Origin of the sequence: Thermogutta terrifontis (genome assembly GCF_002277955.1) — a bacterium.
Classification (GTDB): Bacteria; Planctomycetota; Planctomycetia; order Pirellulales; family Thermoguttaceae; genus Thermogutta; species Thermogutta terrifontis.
Genome location: NZ_CP018477.1, coordinates 1,235,840 through 1,254,297, shown reverse-complemented (window position 1 = coordinate 1,254,297; position 18,458 = coordinate 1,235,840). Strand labels below are relative to the sequence as shown.

13 protein-coding genes are annotated in these 18,458 nt (G+C 58.4%); all 13 read right to left on the bottom strand.

What is annotated here, in order from left to right:
* Window positions 1-133: 133 nt before the first annotated feature.
* A complete protein-coding gene (locus tag THTE_RS04705) occupies window positions 134-1,687 on the bottom strand; it encodes a tetratricopeptide repeat protein (RefSeq protein WP_157731755.1) in 1,554 nt (517 codons plus the stop codon).
* 128 nt (window positions 1,688-1,815) lie between these two features.
* Complete coding sequence (gene kdsA / locus THTE_RS04700; protein WP_095414347.1) at window positions 1,816-2,646, bottom strand: 3-deoxy-8-phosphooctulonate synthase; 831 nt, start codon at window positions 2,644-2,646, stop codon at window positions 1,816-1,818.
* 31 nt (window positions 2,647-2,677) lie between these two features.
* Entirely contained in the window at window positions 2,678-3,670 is a 993-nt protein-coding gene (locus THTE_RS04695; RefSeq protein WP_095414346.1) for a diacylglycerol/lipid kinase family protein, read from the bottom strand.
* Window positions 3,671-4,231: 561 nt separating this feature from the next.
* Window positions 4,232-7,585, bottom strand: coding sequence for a serine/threonine-protein kinase (locus THTE_RS04690; RefSeq protein ID WP_095414345.1), 3,354 nt, complete (start codon window positions 7,583-7,585; stop codon window positions 4,232-4,234).
* 84 nt (window positions 7,586-7,669) lie between these two features.
* Window positions 7,670-8,581: a DUF2339 domain-containing protein gene (locus THTE_RS04685; protein ID WP_157731753.1), complete on the bottom strand. Its 912-nt coding sequence runs from the start codon at window positions 8,579-8,581 to the stop codon at window positions 7,670-7,672.
* A gap of 159 nt (window positions 8,582-8,740) precedes the next feature.
* Complete coding sequence (locus THTE_RS04680; RefSeq protein WP_095414343.1) at window positions 8,741-9,676, bottom strand: type II secretion system F family protein; 936 nt, start codon at window positions 9,674-9,676, stop codon at window positions 8,741-8,743.
* A gap of 89 nt (window positions 9,677-9,765) precedes the next feature.
* Complete coding sequence (locus tag THTE_RS04675) at window positions 9,766-10,620, bottom strand: type II secretion system F family protein (RefSeq protein WP_095414342.1); 855 nt, start codon at window positions 10,618-10,620, stop codon at window positions 9,766-9,768.
* The gene (locus tag THTE_RS04670; RefSeq protein ID WP_095414341.1) at window positions 10,617-12,584 is read right to left on the bottom strand and encodes a TadA family conjugal transfer-associated ATPase; all 1,968 of its coding nucleotides are present in this window, start codon (window positions 12,582-12,584) and stop codon (window positions 10,617-10,619) included. Before THTE_RS04670 ends, THTE_RS04675 begins: the two co-directional genes overlap by 4 nt.
* A gap of 33 nt (window positions 12,585-12,617) precedes the next feature.
* On the bottom strand, window positions 12,618-13,379 hold the full coding sequence (locus tag THTE_RS04665; RefSeq protein ID WP_095414340.1) for a CpaB family protein: 762 nt from the start codon (window positions 13,377-13,379) through the stop codon (window positions 12,618-12,620).
* A 184-nt stretch (window positions 13,380-13,563) separates the two neighbouring features.
* On the bottom strand, window positions 13,564-14,733 hold the full coding sequence (locus THTE_RS04660; RefSeq protein ID WP_095414339.1) for a hypothetical protein: 1,170 nt from the start codon (window positions 14,731-14,733) through the stop codon (window positions 13,564-13,566).
* Entirely contained in the window at window positions 14,720-15,730 is a 1,011-nt protein-coding gene (locus THTE_RS04655; RefSeq protein WP_157731751.1) for a TadE/TadG family type IV pilus assembly protein, read from the bottom strand. The genes THTE_RS04660 and THTE_RS04655 overlap by 14 nt, the downstream gene beginning before the upstream one ends.
* Before the next feature lie 137 nt (window positions 15,731-15,867).
* Window positions 15,868-17,298, bottom strand: coding sequence for a Tad domain-containing protein (locus tag THTE_RS04650; protein WP_095414337.1), 1,431 nt, complete (start codon window positions 17,296-17,298; stop codon window positions 15,868-15,870).
* A 136-nt stretch (window positions 17,299-17,434) separates the two neighbouring features.
* On the bottom strand, window positions 17,435-18,439 hold the full coding sequence (locus THTE_RS04645) for a TadE/TadG family type IV pilus assembly protein (RefSeq protein ID WP_095414336.1): 1,005 nt from the start codon (window positions 18,437-18,439) through the stop codon (window positions 17,435-17,437).
* Window positions 18,440-18,458 lie beyond the last annotated feature (19 nt).

The following is an 18,458-nucleotide window of genomic DNA, read 5'->3' as shown; positions in this document are numbered from 1 at the left end:
CCCAGCGGAGTTGCCAGAAGACGCGATGGATCAGGTACCGAATTGGAGGGCTTTGCGGCATGCTTCCCGCCTTGCCGGGCGGTGGACGAGGTATTCTCGAAGCTACCCGGCCCTTTCCGCCAGGTCCCACCGATCACTCTTGGGGCCTCTCCTTAATCTCGAGCGGCTTGGCGCCTGTCAACTCCTCCAGCCATTTTGCCCGAACTAAATTGCCATACCGGTTCGGCAGGTGCATCTCAGAGCGGTATGCTGTAATCGCCCGGGAGTAGTCCCCCAGCTTCTCGTTGAGCCGGCCCAGTGCATAGAGGACCCCCGACTCCCACGGAGAATCGGGTTCGGATAAGGCGGTCCGCTTGATAAAGTAGTCTTCGGCGCTCTTGCGGTTTCCCTGATACAAAGCAAGAATTCCCAGCCAGTAGCTGGCGTTGATTTTGGCCCGGTTGAGGATAGCCTCCTGATCGGGCGCCAGGTTTCCCGACGCCAGAAGCCTTTCCGGTGGTCTGGCGAGTTGGTAGTAATATGCGGCGCTCTCCTCCCCGACGAGATCCCCACGAAAGTGGAGAACTCTCCCCCGCCATAAAGGCACCACTTCCCCAACGGGCGCCAGATAGGGCATCACTTCCCGCAAAATATGCTGTCCAATCTGCTGTCCGAATGTCTCCCGCTGCTGTTCCGCTTCGTAGGGCACCACCCAAAGCTCCACATCCTTTACATGCCGCGTCTGGCGAAGCCGCTCGGCAATTTCGCTGGGATGAGTTGTTATGACGAGGGACTCCGTCCCGGCGAGCATCTTCTGCACCATTTCCATGCGCCGAGACAAATACGGGGGAGAACCTTCCACGTACAGCATGACTTCCCGAAGGTCTTCCGCTTTGACACGATAAGGATTGCGGGGATCCGCATCCAATCGGCGGAGAAGGGAATCATCCGCTGCCAATTCCCTGAGTGTGGCCGGTCGAATGACGAGCCCTTTTCCTTTTTCCACCTTCAGGCCGTCCTTCGCGGGAATCGGAACTCCCAGTGCCGGCTCGAACAGGTACAACTCCCCGTTGATGAGAACCCCCACAGCGAAGACTTCCCAAAGCGGCGGAGCCCCTGCCGCCGCACGATTGACAGCCACCACCGCTGCATCCAACCCTTCCTGCCGACACAGCAGGAGATAGACCCAGGCCCGATCAAAGACCGTCCCGTGCCCCAATAGCAGAGTTTCCCACGGAGTGTGGATGAGCAACTGCCCGGAGGGAAGCCGGATCATCCGCTCCTGCGAATCCAACTGAACGTTGATCACCACCCAATCGAACAATTCGATGGCGCGGCTTAATTCATCGGGTTGTTCCCCACGGGCCCAACCAGCGATGTCGCGAAGCCATACGGCAGTCTGCAGAAAGATCCCGTCATCCCGAGTGAACCTGAGTTCCCCAAGTTCTTTCACCGCCTTGAGTTGTGCGAGATCGGGCGGTAGCTTCTGGAGGAGCGGATCAGGTGTCCAATCAGTCAACGGGGGCTGGGTTTTGATCCACTGGTCAAGCCGATCGGCCACTTGGAGAGCCATTTCGGTGCCTTCGAACTGATAAAGCCGATTGAGATTGCTGATGGCAATTTCGAATAGCTCATCGCGATGAAGGGTAGCCGTTTGACCAGCGGTGTCAGTGGAGGCCTGAGACTTGCCTGCGGAGCCGGCCTGCATGCCTGGACGGCATCCCACCGCCGTCAAGCAAAGCGATATGAAAACAATTAATATCATCGCACCGAGGCGGGCCAAAAAAGGGCGCGTAGTAAGATTGAATCGTAAGGTGTTGCTTTTTCCACTCGAAATCAGGGATGTGACAGAACCCATTGTCGTAATTCCACAAGGGTTTGGATCAAAGCGGGCAATTCCGACAGAGGTACCATGTTGGGACCATCACTGAGGGCCTCGTCAGGTCGGGGGTGAGTTTCGAAGAAGACCCCGTCGGCGCCGGCCGCCACGGCGGCCCGGGCAAGCGGCGCGACCATCTGGCGGTTGCCCCCGGAACGTCCTCCCTGGGCCCCCGGTTGCTGTACGCTGTGGGTGGCGTCAAAGATCACCGGGACACCAACTTCGTGGAGGATGGGGATGGCCTGCATGTCGTTGACCAGGCGCCCATATCCAAAGAAGGTTCCACGTTCCCCCACGAGAACGTTCTGACATCCGGCGGACCGGAGCTTCTCCACCACGTACCGCATATCCCAGGGAGCCAGAAACTGGCCCTTTTTGACATGGACCGGTTTCCCCGTTTGAGCGGCAGCCACCAGTAGGTCCGTCTGCCGGCACAAAAATGCTGGAATCTGAATGAGGTCGCACACTTCCCCCACCGGAAGGGCCTGTGCTGGCTCGTGAATATCCGTCGTGACAGGCAGCCCCGTGCTCTCTTTGATTCTGCTGAGAATCCGCAGGCCCTCGGCCAGTCCGGGTCCGCGAAATGAATGCAGGCTGGTACGGTTAGCCTTGTCAAAGGATGCCTTGAAAATAAGGCGAATTTGGTGAGAGCGAGCGAACTCCGCCAAAAACTCCGCGATTTCCCGTGTGATTGACTCGTTTTCAATCACGCAGGGACCGGCAATAAACAGGAGCGGCTCCCCTGGTCCGCATGCATAACCAGCAACCTGGGCCTTTCCTTCAGCCACTGCACGTTCTCCCTACCCAGTTTGATCGAACTCAGCTTCCCGGTGCAGTCGATACCAACCGTCGCGCTACCCATTTGGGCACGACGAGGTGAACACGCCGTGGCGCGACCTCGACTTCCACAGGAAGGTATCCGGCCGGATCGCCGTCAAGCTGATAAGGGACTGGGGCGTCGGCCGTTATCCGAAAACGCCGACCGCGGAGATGCTGAAAATCCCGCAAACGCCGATGGAGCTGGAGCTGGGTTGTGAGCGTGTACCACAGCCCCTTCCAGAACCCACCCCCTCGATATGTGCACAGATCAAGAAGTCCGTCCGTACCGTTGGCCTCGGGTGAGATCGGCAGCCCCCACCCATATCGGGGTAAATTGAATACAAATACCCACTTGGCTGCGAGAGTGGCCGCCGAGCCCTCCTGTGGACGCATCAAAGAGGTGCCCGCACCCCCGTTTCCATCCAGAACTTCCACCGCCATTTGAGGAAAAGGATAAGTCCCAATGAGATGGCAAATTGGGCCGATGAAAGTGGCAAATCCACCTCGGCCCCCCCGATGACCTTCCATCCGTTTCCGGTGGACCATCTCCACGGCGGCAGCATCAAACCCGCAACTGAGCATCACCAGGAACAACCTACCGTTGGCTATACCCGCGTCGATGGCGACTGGCTCGCCGTTCATCAGTGTTTCCACTGTTTTACGCGGCTTGCGAGAAAATCCAAAATAACTTGCCACCAGGTTGGATGTTCCAGTGGGAAAGAAAGACAGCGGCAAGCCCGGCACCACGCGATTGATCAACTCCCCGGCGGTTCCATCTCCCCCCGCACCGATCAAACATTTCAGCCGCCCGGTCTCGAACGCCGCATTCGCCAACTCCACAGCTTCTCCCAGATTTTGACTGACCCGTACCGAGTAACCCTGGTCAGTGAGCGCGCTCACGAGGCGACCGACTTTCTTATCGGAGGGCCATCTCCCCGCTTTTGGGTTATGCAGTATCACAATACAGTTGCAGTCGCTCCTCTGCGGTGTCATATCGGGCCGTATCAATTGGTCAGGGGAAACTGCGGCGAACCGCTCGAAAACACCATGATACCTAACAGAGCCCCTTCCCAATATCCACCGTAACCCCGTCCAACTTGTATGATGATACCCACCTCGGGAGTGTAGCACAATGCAACAGTGATTTTGACGGCGATTTTAACTCACGAGACCCGTGTTGCTAGATTGACCAGGGTGTTGCAAATCACTGCACCGTACCCTATCCGGAACCTGGGGCACATTTTGGCTATTCCGAAACGTCGTTCCTAAGTCTTTTTCCGAACATACCTTAAGAAATAGAGTTTACCCCACTGATTGGCACAAATTGTGCTCAATCACCTTTCAGTAAATCAGGCTGGCCCGTGGGGTTTCCGGCGCAGCGGTCGTCATGCGGGTACCTTGCCCTACCGCATGATTTCGCCACTGCGGAGGTGGCACGCCGGAAGCCCACTTTTTTTATACCCAGCCCGTTCTACCAGCGGCGCGACTCTTCACCAGCGACAGTCTTCCCAGCGGCCTCTCTGCAGCACCGGAAACCTCGGCACAATCTTCGTGCTACCGGTCCAAACCGCTGAGAATCTGCCGCGAGAGTGACTCGAACGGAAATGACGCGTATCGTCCCAGTTGCCTTCTCTCGTAACGGATTTTAACCTGAGTCGCCGGGTCCGGTGCTCGGGCCAACTGCTCGTCGAACCGATCCAGGATCTGGCGACTCTGCTCTCGCCCCTGTTGATACGCCGACGTCAAAGGTTCGCCCAATTCCTGGACCTTGTCGTCCAGTTTCTGAAAGAGAGAATCCGGCGGGCGTTCACTTCCCTCGCCCACTCGGGCTGCATATTCGCGGAGCTGACCCAGAAAATGGAATACTTCCGGCCCATTCAGAACCGTGACGATCAAGCCAGGTTTCGGCTTCACCTGGGAACTTTCCCAGTGCGAAGCAAGCGCCAGCATTTCTCCCACCCCGCCGTTGTAGTCGCGGCGGAAGAGTTTCGTCCACGCGAGAGCCAGATAACTCACCAATTCTTCGGGACGTTCCAGTTTCAGCGGTTCGAATACCCGCTCCGCTTCGCTGAATTGCGCCATTTTGATCTGCAACAGCCCGTACAAAAGGGCAGGTTCCGGCTCCTTGCCTGCCAGTTTCAGGGCCGTGCGATAAGTGTCATTCACCACTCTCGCATCCAGATTGTCCTGCAGGAGCATCGCGCCGAGGCTCCGCAGGGCATTCTTGGCCTCTTCTGTCAGACGGGAAGGACGATTATCCGGCAAAAGCAGCCGCGGCGACTGCGACGTCCCGGCAATCTGAGGTAACTGGCGCGTGAGAAAGGCGTAAAGTTCGCCTGCGTCGATGTGCCCATCCCGATTTTCGTCGGCTGCTCCTCGATAGGCTTCCATAAGCGCCGCCACCGTGGCCGACCCTTCCTGGTTGGTGACAACCCCCTGACCGGAAGCAGTTGCGGCAACCGCCGTGACGGTGCGGAATGCCGCTCGACCGGGCGGCCCCTGAACAGCCTGAAGCGCCTCCTCCGCAGACACCACATCACCAGAGATCTGAACTCCCGCGGGAGAAACATCCAGGATCAACAGCTTTTTGGAAGCCGAGCATTTTTCCAGAGCATCGGCGAGTGTTTGAATCGGAAGCGCTGTTTCCGCCAGCCGATTGACGCTGCTGTCGCGACAGAGCAAATACACACGTTTGCTCGCATCTCGGATCGCTATGCCCGAATAGCACACGACCACCTCACCCTCCGAGGGCACATCCTTTAAAAAAGCCGTTAGGGCCTGCTCCCATCGCACCCGACTGGGGTTGCTCAGCACCAGGGTCTGGTTGCGTGGGAAAGCCCCTCGTCGAATGAGCACGTCGGCAAACTTCTGGATGCCCGTGGACAAAACAGGTACGTCGGGCAGCGATTCATCATCGAACTCACCGACAGCCACCAGAAGCGCAAACCGCCTGCGATCCTCGGGCCGCACGACCGTGATTTTAAGAGCCCGCGCGATGCGACCATCGGGCGTGTCATGCTGGATGTCCACTTTGTCGCCGGCCCGCAAATCCGCAAGCTGGGCGGGTTCGCCGGCCAGCGTGATTTCACAAGTCGGGGGCACCAGGAACTGCATGGACTTCTGATCCTGACTCAGGATCACGTCAATCGATCCCGCATCGAAATGAACGCGTTCGATTACCCCAGCCACGCCGAGAACTCGATAGGCGTCCACCCGCCGGATGCGGGTGTCGTGCTCAATTTCAACCTGGTCATTCACCCGGAGGTCAGCAGGCCGCAGAATCTGCCCCCCCACATTGGCCTGACCATTGAGCGTAACCACACAGTTCTCCGACCAGGGGAGTGTGACCACCTGTCCCGCCGCGTCCGATTCCACAGTTAAGCGGGCGTTTTTGACGTCCACTTCCCGCACGATTCCTTTCATCTGGACAACCCGAAAGGCGGCCACCTCCCTCACAACGAACTCAGGCCCTTCGCGCTGATAATACAATTCCACCCGATCCCCACTTCTGAGCTGCGTGTACTCCAGCTTTTGTCCCTGAAAAGTGGGCTGGCCGTTCAGCGTCACAGGGGTTCCCCGTGGCACGCGTAGAACCACTTTTTCCCCCTCCGGTTCCCTGGCGACGGTGATCGTCCCCTGCTCGGGAGAGACGGCCTCTATCTGGCCGATCAGCCGCTCTGGGCGAATGGCCTCGATTCGCTGAACCTGACGGCCCTGTTCATCTCGGTAGACTGTAATCGTGATGAGATCGCCCGGTTGAAGGTCGCGCAACAACGACTTTTTGTCATTGATGATGACTTCATCCCATGAACGGATTTCACGCTCTTCTTTGCCCTGACCATCGTGGTCGATGATCAACCGCCGAGCATCCAAAAGAACGGCCTCCAGGCGTCCCTGGACCGGGGCCACCGCCGGGGGCGGCGCCGGAGGTGGAGACCGTTCGGGAAGAAGCATGAGAATCGACACCAGAAGTGAGCACGCAACGGCCACACCCGCTATGATCCGCATCAGCCTTTTTTGCCGCTGCTGCTTGAGCTCTTCTTCGCTGGGCTCCGCTCGCTCCCCCGAGATGCTTGCGGGCACACTCACCTGCGGCGCTTTTAAGAGCGCAAGGGCCTCCCGAGCAGAACCCAAGCGCTGCTGCTGATCCTTAACGACCAGACGGTCCACCACCTGGGCTAGGTCCTCGGGCACACCCTCCAGGACGCGATGGATGGGGGGCAACTTTTGATCGGGTGACGCATGCCACATCATCCACGCGATCTGGCGATCCCGACCAAATGTGCTGAGCGTCGGGAAGAGCAACTCGAAATCCGGGCCACACATCAGTTCGTAGGCCGTAAACCCCAGGGAATACAAATCGCTGGCGGGTCCGACGGGGCCAAACTGCGCGCTGATGAGCTCTGGGGCCATGTACTTGGTGGTGCCCTTCAAAAGACTTCCATGCTCATCCGTGGCCCTGCGTGCCAGACCAAAGTCTCCCAGCTTTACCCGTCCACGGGAATCCAACAGCAGATTACTCGGTTTAATATCGCCGTGAATGATGCCGTTGGTGTGGAGGAAATCCAGGGCCTGAAGAGAATCGATGAGAATTTCGCGGAGGAAATCCAGGTCGATCGGCCCCTTTTGCGCACTGGCCTGCAGGCTGCCTCGCATCAACTCCAGAATCAGCCACCCGCGGGGCCGCACCACATCGTAGATGGTGATGATGTTGGGATGCTGGAGGGTGGCTAGAAGCTGCGCTTCCTTCCAGTAGCGCTCGAGTTGCTTGGGATCCCGTCGAAAATGAGGATGGATCTCCTTAATTGCCACATCGCGGCCCAGTTCGCGGTCTCGACCCCGATAGACCGTGGCAAAGTCCCCGGTAGCGATCGTGCCCACAATATCATAACGGGATGCTTGGCCCATTCCCAACCTCACACCGAACCGCGACGGCGTGGCCTGCGTGTTTGTTTCCGACCTATCTTCTCAAATCCTGTGCATGTTGAAAGATTATTCTTTGAGGAGGATTCGCAAAAGCTCCTCCAGCCGCTCATCCCGCGAGCGACTTCCCGTCAATCCAGTATAAGAGTTTCGACCTTTTTCTGCGTAGAGCAAGAGGAGAACCTGGCGGTAGAGTTGCCGCTCTCGCTGATGATCACCGCGGCTGTGGGCCCAGTGAGCCTCGCGGAGCAGTCTCTGATACTCGGCCAACGGGGTGTTCGGATTGAGATTGGAATAGTACTCAGCGGCCAGTTCTTCCCTTGCGCGTTCAAGCTCTTCCAGATTACTCCGGGTGGTCGGAACAGGTTCCACAAAAAGGAGCGCTAACGAGGTCAAAAGACTGGCAGCCAACACAACCGCAAGGAGAACAGGATTGCTGGACCGCTTGACCTCGCGTTTCTTCTCGTCGGAGGAATCTTCTTCCAGGTGCAGACTGGGCAGACTTCCGTCTGGAGCCAGTTTCCACGCGGGCTCCGCTGTCTGGGTGAGGATCAGTCGAGCCACCTTTTTTCCTGCAGCGGCAGTGGCGACCTTCCCCGTTCCGACGGGCGTATCGACTTTAGCCGCTTTTTCAACCCGAGCCGCCCCGGCGCCATCGCCGCGTGGCCTGTTCTTTTCGGGCGCCACCTCCCGCCGGGCCTGTTCGAGGCCCGGTCTTTCATGAGTTGCGGGTGGCGTCCCCGTGTCTTTCACTCCTGGACGCTCCGCTTTGGCTGGGGAGATTTCCGGGACTTTTTTGCTTTCTTTTTTCGCCTCATCTCTCGCCACGTCGGAAGCGGCCGAAGCAACGGGGGGACTTGCCACCGGTGGTTCCGCCGGACTGGCTTTTGATTCCGGCTGCTGTGCGAGAACGGACTCCGGGCGGAAGCGATGGCGGCACCAGGGGCAGGCCACCTTGCTCTGCATCGCTGCGTCGCTCACGGTCATTTCCGTGCCGCACAATGGACATTGAATCTTAACGGGCATGCCACCAATCCGTTCTCTGCCAACCCAGACTTTCAGGTTGTTCGACCGGGATTCTTCCGCCAGGTATTCACTTCTGGCTCTTTAAAGTGCATGCTTTCTGAAAACTTCTTTGCCTCACAGCGACAAACCGAAGTAAAGATAGTTCATGAGAAACGGCCCCACCAGGATGAGCACGGCTGCCGCCATGACCAGGATTCCCGGCAAAAGCATGTTGACCCCCGCCTCTCCGGCGATCATCTCGGCTCGCTGGGATCGCTTGATGCGGAGCACGTCGGCCTGGGTGCGGAAGATGGAGGCCAACGGTGTTCCCAGGGTTTCTCCCTGCAAGATGGAGCCGATGATGCTTGTGATTTCGTCATCGGCCAAGCGTTCTCGCATGGCGTGGAAGGCCTCATACCGTGTTTTTCCCATTCGGATGTCGGCGAGAACCCGGCCAAATTCCTCGGCAATGGGATGCCCGCGATACTCTTCCACAGCCTGCGCCAGGGCGTTAAGAAACGTGGAGCCCGCTTCCATCAAAAGGGTCAGCAAGTCCAGAAGAAACGGGAGCCGACGTTTAATGGCCTGCAGCCGTCGGGCTGCCCGGTCAGCCAGCCGCAATCGCAACAGCCATACAGTGAGCCCCGAGAAAATCACAGCGAGGAGAACTCCCGCGGCTCCCACTGCCCGCACCGCGACATAGGTATACAGCGGGAAAAGCATCACCGCGATGAGTTCGAGCTTCGCCAGGTATTCCTCCGCCAGCCAGAATCGTGGCAACCCAGCACAGTGAATGTGCCGCTGGATCTCGGGAAGTGCATCGCGAAACGCCGCCCGATTGAATCGCGCTAAAAGTTGAATAAGCGGCTGAAACAGCCGGAAAAAGCGGTCCGCCCGACGCAGTTCATTGATTCGACTCACGTCATAGCGCCACTCGGCACCCTGGGGTAGATCTTCCGTATGAACGATCTGCCACAGCCACTGGGTCACAAAAAAGCCGGCTGCTGCCCACAGCGCCGAGGAAACAACCAGCAGAAATGCATGTTGCTGTCCAGCTTGCCAGGTCTCCATAGGCAACTCATCCCTTTTCAGGATGGGGTGGTTTGCGATTCTTTTTGCTGACGCTCACGGCGTGCGCACCCGTTTTCGGTTTTTCGGTATTAGATGTCAGGTCTTAATAAAGCGCGGGCCCAGAGATAGGCGATCACATCCAACATGACGGCCATCCCCAACAGGAGGTGTCCCAACGGCTGTGTGAACAAAAGCATCGTGTTGGCGGGATCCATGATGTAAAAGCCAATGAGAAAGATCACCGGGGCAATGGCCATGTACACCGCCGATTTGCGGGCCTGGGCCGTTTCTGAAAGGACTTTACGCTCCAGCCGCTGAAGCTCCAGGACGGACCCCGCGATTCGTTCCACCGTTTCGTTCAGTCGCCCACCGTGTTCGTGGCTGGCCAGCAAGGCCGCCGCAAACAGCGCGAAATTTTCGCTTTTGAGTCGCTGTTTGGCCTCGATGAGTGTCCGATCGAGGGGCTTGCCGAGGTTGTATTCCGCCACAATCTGGCGAAATTCCGCGTTGATAGGCCGGGGGCACTGGGCCGCCAGAATCTCCAGCGACTGGGCCAGTGACAAACCGGCTCTCACCGCGTTGGCAAGGGTCACCATCGCATCAGCGAGTTGATCCTCGATTTTTCGCCGATAGAACTCGGCCATCCGTCGCAGAAGGTACCACGGCGCTGCCAGGAGCAACACAGCCGCCAAAATCGCGAAGATGAGGCTGTCCACCAGCAGCCAGAAGCCAAAAAAAGCTACGGCGATGCCGACCAGCCAGAGAACCAGCCAGAACCTTACCCGTGTGGTCCTCACTCGCAAACGCCGCAGCTTGTCGGTGACGTCGGCTTCCATCCAGGCGAATGCCTGGGCAAGCCAATCACGACCGCTGTACACCAGGATCGCAGCCGCGATTCCCGAGCACAGACAGCCCAGCAGGAGTAAATCCTGGTTTCCCGTCATACCCGAACCCTCCGGTCCTCCCCGACGGCTTCGTGCTGAGGGCCCGTACCCCCGGGAGCAGCCTGCACGGATTGATAGCCTTCCCCATAAAGAAAGTTGAGGTCCAGCAGGTCCTTTTCCACCAGTGAGTCGATGAAGGTGGGAAGATAGCCGGTCGGCTCCAGGGACTGGCCATTCCGGAAGTTGAAGATGTCGTGCATGATCACGTTTTTCGTTTCGGGATCGACGCCCACGACCTCGGTGATTTCCGTGATCACCCTCCTTCCGCCCGGCAGCCGCGAGATGTGGACGATCAGATCGATCGCCGAGGCAATTTGCCGGTGAATGGAGTAAATCGGCAAATCGGCCGCCATGAGGATGAGCACCTCCAGCCGTTCGATAACCTCTCGCGCGGTGTTAGCGTGGAGCGTCGTCAGTGACCCATCGTGGCCGGTATTCATTGCCTGAATCATGTCCAGGGCTTCCGGCCCACGGCATTCACCCACGATGATCCGGTCTGGCCGCATCCGGAGTGCGTTCCGGACCAGGTCGCGGATGGTGTAGGCTCCCTGCCCTTCCACGTTGGGCGGCTTAGCTTCGAGTGTGACGACATGCTCCTGATGGAGGCGAAGTTCAACAGTATCCTCGATGGTGATGATCCGTTCTTTGAACGGGATGAAGCTGCTCAGGACGTTGAGCAGCGTGGTTTTTCCTGCCCCTGTGCCCCCGCTGACAAGGATGTTCTTTCGATCGATGACCGCCGCCCGGAGAAACGTCGCAGCAGCTTTGGTGATCGACCCCAGCTCAATGAGGTCGTCCATCGTCATCCGCTGCAACGGGAATTTCCGGATCGTCAGGCACGGGCCTTTCACAGCGAGCGGCGGGATGATGGCATTGACGCGGGAACCGTCGGGCAGGCGAGCATCGACAAGCGGCTGACTCTTGTCGATCCGCCGTCCCACCTGGGCCACGATTCGCTCGATGATCGCTTCCGTGACCTTGTCCGAGATGAAACGCCGTCCCGACTTTTCAATGACCCCGTTGCGTTCCACGTAGATCTGATCCTTACCCACCACCATGATTTCCGTGATGGAATCCGCTCGGAGAAGATCCTGCAGCGGCCCAAATCCGAAGATCGTGTCCTTCAAATCCTTCTTGAGGGTTCGCAGAATCAGGTATTTCCGCAACTCGCTGTGAAGGTGGGGACGGACAAGCTGGAACGCTTCACTGAAATGCTCCTCAATCCGCTGGACCTGCTCGGTGGTGTCCCGACATTCCGAAAGCCGGAGCCGTTCTCGGATGAAATTGAGAATCCCCGCGAGTTCCGCTTCCCGCTCGGGCACCAGTGTGGCGGGAATATCAAACTCGTTGGCACTCAATCCCGTCATTTCATAAAACGACTGGCTCCCCGACTCCATGATCAAACTATTGACCAGGTAATCACGGAGCACGAGCCCCGTGATTTCTTCCAGAACCGGCTCATTCTCTGGCTCAAACACCCGCAGATCACGACAAATATCCTCAATGTTGTTCTCCAGGAGGAGGATGCTCTGAGGATCATTCGTCCGACGGTTTTCAAATTCGTAAAGGTCGAGCCGTTCCAGCAGCTTGCGGTGAATCCGCAATTCCAGATCGGCAATCAGCGACCGGAGGTGGGCCTCCAGTTCCTGCCGCGAGACGGTAACGGCCTTTTCGGCTTCAAAGGTCAGGGTGAAAGGCCAGATCCGCACCTTCGTCCCTGGCGTGAAAACGACCGTTTGCCCACCCAGGACCTCCTCCTCCCCCACCAGGCAACTGTTGAGCCCGAGGTTTTCCAACTGCAAACGCCCATCCTCCAGCAGCCGCACCACCGCATGCCGTCGCGACACCAGGGGACTGGGAAGCACCACCGTGTTGGAGCTGTCCCGGCCGATCCACACTTCCGTGGCATCGACCTCGATCATGGTCCGTCGGCTTTCATTGATGCGGTTGTACCAGATCTTCATGTGTCCCCCACTGTGATTTTCCTCAGCGAACGTTCAGTTCTGGGAAGTATCCCGTGAATGGAGAATCACCCCCACCTGCCGAAAATTCGTAGCCTCAAGCATTTTCCACAGACGCTCCGCCTTGGGTTCAAGACGCCCATTTTCGAGCTTAACACTGATGGTCAAAATGTTTTCCTGGGATTGCGGGAGTTGATAGGCCCGATGGGCTTCCACGCTCGTCAGCCGATTACCCACTGCCAGCACTTTGAATTTGCCAATGACCTGCGGGCCGCCCGCTCCATCGCTCGCCGGTGCTGTGGGATTTTCACCGGAAAGGGGATTCCCACCAGGAACAGGGGTGGGTGCCGAAACGATGAAAGACACCGTATCCCCCGGCTCGATCAAACTCGGCACAATTGTCCGGGTATCGATGGGAATGAACATCGCAATCTCTTCGGTGTTCCCGGCGGGCTGACCGCCGAACCGAAGACGGGGTGGCGGAGGGCGAAGGTCATCCTGAAGCAAAAGCGACCCGCCGGGCACGGGACGTGTCACACGCAGCCCGATGATACTTGCCCGGTCCGCGTAAAGATAAGCAAAATCCTTGAGCCGTCGCGCGGGAAGAGGAGGAATCGCGACCGGTACCAGGTCCTCCTCGGCCAGGACATGGCCAATATCCAGGTCCTTGTTGGGGGCAATTCCAACAAAAGCGACAGCCTCGATATCACCCGTTGCCCGGGTCATATACGCCCAGTTGAAAAGAGCCGCAGCCAACCCAACACCCAAACCGAGAATGAGTCCTTGGATACCTTTCATGGAAGCGCGTCTTTCTCCGGGAGTCCTCGCACCACAAATCCTGACGATGGACACGGCCCTGCCACTTTATTGTAATGCCCCGTTTGATGTCGGCTCCACCCGCTATGACGCCCAGCCACAAAGGTTCGTTGCGCCGGTTTTCTTTTCAAAGAATCTTTCACTAGAGAGTTCTCAAAAAATCTGTTCAGTCGCCGTCCGGTGGTGTAGCAATGTGGCGCAGGTAAACCACCACTCCACGAGGCTTTTCCCCAGGGATGGTGCGAAGCCGTACCGTTAAATGTTCCCCTCCCGAAACATCACCGCTTCGCACGTACCTCTTCCAACTCTCATGGCTGGAGCTGTTCCAACCGCCGACTGCTTTCCACCCATCGCGCGATAACTGTTGATCAATCCACAGGGGCCAGGCGGCTGCATTCCCGGAAACCGTCTCCTCGAAAATTCCCACCCAGTTTTCCGAAGAAAATGCAAACCGGGCCACCCACCGGGCCCCCAAGGGAGGCTCTTTCAAAGGTCCCCGCTCAACGCCTTCTCCGGAAGACGTTCTTTTAGCAGTGTCCGAAATTTTCTTGGATTGTTCTGGAGTAAGAACGTACAGCGACCAGAGATTTCCACCCGCCCGCATCAGCACCGCCCACCCGATCACGCGCTGGGACACATGCGAACGACCTGTGCCACTCGTGAAAACGGAATTAATTCCCGCTGTGGAATTCCCGTGGTGCGCCTCCCGCGGCGTGTCCTTATGATTCTCCACCGGCCCTGGCTTCGGCGAAGTTGCCGGCTTTATGATTGCCCACATGGGAAAATCACCCGGGTAGCGGAAAACGCGCGTGCCGTCGGGCAGCGACCGCACCGGCACTGCAGTGGCCAGCCGGTCCAGAAGGCGCTGTTCTTCGATACTGAGCGACGTCTGGGGCAGCGCGAGCTTTTCCGCCGCGGCAAGACAGAACTCTTCCGCTTTTCGGCAGGCTTCCGGCTCGCTTCCCGTAATGGTGATGACCGACAGATGACCCTGCTCCGTGCTCACCCGGAGGCCTTCGCCGTCCTGTCCGATAGACATTGCCTCCGGCGTTATTGCGAAGTCACCGGTTGTCGCGGAAGGTGCCGGTGAGGGCGACTCCCTCCACCATTGCAATACTTGCAGACCGAAACTCAACCCGGCAGCCAGGATTAGCAAAGTCACCAGGAGCCGCGAAGTCCAATCGGTGATCTGCCGCGCCAGCTCGCCAAATGTTTTGATCCGACGCGACTTCGATGATCCCCCGCCAAACGAAGTTTGCTTTCGCTCCCCCTGCCCGGCATCCCGACCGGCAGTCGATTCAGCAGGAAGTCCAGCCCGGGGATCATCGGCGGCCATGGTTCTGCAAACTCTGACGAAAGTTACTGAGAATGCCGACCCACTGCTGCAATTGAGCTATCTCCGCCTGGATGGCCGCGATCTGACCGGGGGGAGGCGGAGGAACGGCATTGAGCTGGCTGTTCAATTCCTGAATGACACTCTGGTAAAGGTTGATATATGCGGAGGCCATCCGCTCGGCCAGGGAAGGCACATGGTTGACACGAGGTGGCCCCTGCTGGGGACGGACACCTCCGATGCGATCCAGGAGCCTTTCCACCTCATCGTGGGCCACGGAAAGATCAGTGGTACAGAAAGAAGTCAAACTGGGGTGGAAGTCGGGCGAGCCACCTCCCCGCCAACCAAATCTCTGGGCATAAGCGGGAAATTCCGGATCTCGGTCAAGAATCAATAGGGCGGGACGTTCCGGCATGTTGAGAATCGCCAGGGCCGCCTGAACGTACATCGCCAGATAGTTTCCCCCTGCCGTGGGCAACTGATAGAGGGCCGTCACGCGGTGGGCCCAGCGGTCGTGCCAGTACCGGGGAAGCGACATCTGATGGTACTGCCAGCAATTGTCCAGCAACGGAGCCCTGGACCGAAGCTCGTAAGGCCCGAGTGTGGGAAGCAGCGGAAAATCCCGTGTTAACTCGGAAGATCCCCGGCGAAAACCCCGTGCAGGGTCGAGAAGCTCGGAATTCACCACGAAACTGCCCAATCTGGGACCCCGCGCCACCGGAAGATCGACACGCGGATCGTCCAGGATCGGAGCATCGGCGTCCCCTCCACTCCCCAGACCGGCGTTTGCGGGCCAGTACTCCGGCCGCGGCGCAAGTGCGAGATTACGTGGATGACGGCTCGCCCATACGGTATGCCGAGCCACGGCCAAAGCCCGTACCCGCCATGCCGCCACCGTCCCAAAATTGATCATTAAAGCCATAATGAAGAGAAAAAGGGGAACTGCGATCACCAGCTCCAGCGGGGCCAGCCCAGGCCGGTCTGACCCAAACCGCTTCATCCTTGACAGACGGCGCGAGATCAGCGAGGCATCGGGCCAAGAACCGTTCCCGGCTTGTGTTCGGGGCTTTCTTGAATCGTCTCGCATACGCGTACCGTATTGTCCAGGGGCAAAAAGCATGAACCAGCGGCTACTTCTCAGTGCGGACTAATCCTTTGGATATCAGCGGCGGTCCAACCCGGCAGCGAAGGCAGGCGCACATTCCAGCCGGCAAATTCAGGTAAAGGAGGGCGCGTCTGCAAAATGGCCGGCAGACTCCACACCGTCGCCGGCTGCAAGGTACACGTCCAGTGTTGATTGAGAAGGTCCCAGTGGGTGGGCACATCCTCGCGGACGACCTGCCAGGTTCCCGCAACATTACCCTCTTCCCCAGGTGAGGGAGTATCCTCCACCGGCAATTCGGCAAAATCGCCCGGCACACCTCCCAGGGGATCGGTGTCCCTTCCCGGAACGAAATACTCCCACACCAACCGCGGCCGGGGAACAAACACCCGCACCTGAGCAAACGCGATCGTGTCGCTGCTCAGGGGATGACCAAACAGCCCCGGCAGGAGGGAACGCATGGGGCGCCAGTAGGCCACCCCCACGAACGTGAAGTACTGATCCAAATGGGCGTTTGGATCCACAATTTCATCACCGGGTGTGCGAATCACAAACGGCAGATTGCTGGCAGGATACTCGGCCAGCAGCCGTTCCAACTGCCCACATGTGAAGTTGCGCCAGAGCCTACTAAACTGGCTCATCTTGGCTTCTCGGTCGAAAAACAGCATTGCTCGATCGTTCCACATGTCCAGATAGTGCCGAGCGAGTCGCTGCCGCTGATTTCGCGCCGTATTGAAGTAATCAGCCTGGTTGGGATACTGGTCCATGACCGGATCCACGACCGGTAGCGTTCGCTCATAAAGCTCACCCGCCCCGCCCACGGGAGTCACATTTGTCCGCCAGAGGACACCCAGCATTTCACCCCGACCAAAGTCCGGCCGGCCGTTGCGCCGCGCCACCTCCATGGCGGCCTGCTGGGCGATATCTGGGAACGCGGCCACAACGGCTCGCTCATACTCCGGAATGAGTTCCTGACTGAGAATGAATTCCAGGGTGGGCAGAATCTGCTGGCTGGCAGCGGCAGCCCATTCGCTGTAGGCCGTCACAAGGGCCTGCTCCAATGGCGTTTTCGCGGGGATGGCCGTCGCCAGGGGTACGAACTTGGGAAAATTCGACTGAGCAAAAACCGGGGCTTCCTGATTCCACGTCTCGAGAATGGCAGGTACAAACTGTTCCGCATTGCGATCGCGAGCCTCCCGCATGAATGCGGTCAAGGCAAACACATCACACAGGAGATGATTACTAAAGGCGAGCGCATTCATTCCCCGGGCAATAACCACTCCCCCCGCATAGGCCACAGCATCCGCTGCATTTTGCAGCCGCACCTTGTGATCCACTGCCCGCCCCACGTTCATGACCATTCCCAGCAGAATGGTCAACAGAAGAACCGCAAAGACGGCCACGACGCTCATCGCGCCGGAGTCGTCACTCGGAATTCGCCTCAATCTCTCCGCAATCACTCGCATAGCTGGCCTCTCCCCCGACTCACGCCCCCGCCGCGAAACTCCCTCCTCAGTCCGCAAGCACCGATTTTTCTGTCCTCCTGCCCGGGGTTTCGTACTCTCAAATCAATCGGAGCATCAAACAGCCTGGAGAATCTTTTCAAAATATGCTCGAAAGCCAATATGTGTAAGGAACGACCGATTTTTCGCCTTCATGTCCCAGGGTGATTGACGCCCGCAGCGGATAGGTGGCAATGCCATTGCGCACCTCGATCTCCTGAGCCACTTTGTCAGGCAAGCCGTCGGAACGCCGCACCGCCCGGGCCAAAAACTTGCCCGGTCCAGGGAGCAGTGCCATGTGGTGCGTGACCGTCACGGTAACTGTATCCTGAAATCCCAGTTCGTTGGGCCGAAACTGGTAAATATCATCTTCCAAAAAATAGGGAACGAGCGGCGGTTCCTGATTGGAGTGGAAGAATCGCAACTCGATTTCAGTGGCGATGAGCGCATAGGCGAGCTTGTTTTCCAGCCGTTGCGGAACCCGGGGAATACCGCTGGCGCTGGGAACATTCTGCAAATACGCCTGCCGCACCAGTTGTGCCGCGGCAGCGGTAGAGGGCGGCACGGAGAGCCCAAGGTCCCGGGAGGGGCAGATGGGCATTAATGCGAGGACCGCGGCGGTCACGATCTTCTGCCACTTGGGACTGTCAGGATCGTACGGGATGATGAACGTCATGCCTCCCGACGTCGGCCCATAGTTGGGGTCAGAAGGATCTACAATAGGCAAAATCTGTTCTGCCGTGGGATCTGGGTAATAGCCCGGTCCAATGCAGTTTTCCAACTCGATATCGCCCACCCGAGCTGGAATCCAGACCTGCGCCGCCCGCGCCGCGGCAAACGCCGCATAATGGACGACGACGGTCCCGATCATGATCTGGCTCACCTGCACGATAAAAAGCATGAGGAGAACAAAAATCGGCAGAGTGAGCACAAAACTGAGGCTCTGCACGGCGCCCGCATCATCGCGGACAAGGTCAGCAAATCGGGTCCAGCGAAAGGAGATCCTGCCGGATCCGCTCCAGCGGAGCAGCACAACCGCCGCCAAGATCGCTCCGACCAGCGTCAGCGCCCACGGCCAGGACGCAAGCACAACCGCACGCCACATGGTGCGCCTCTCTCTGTTC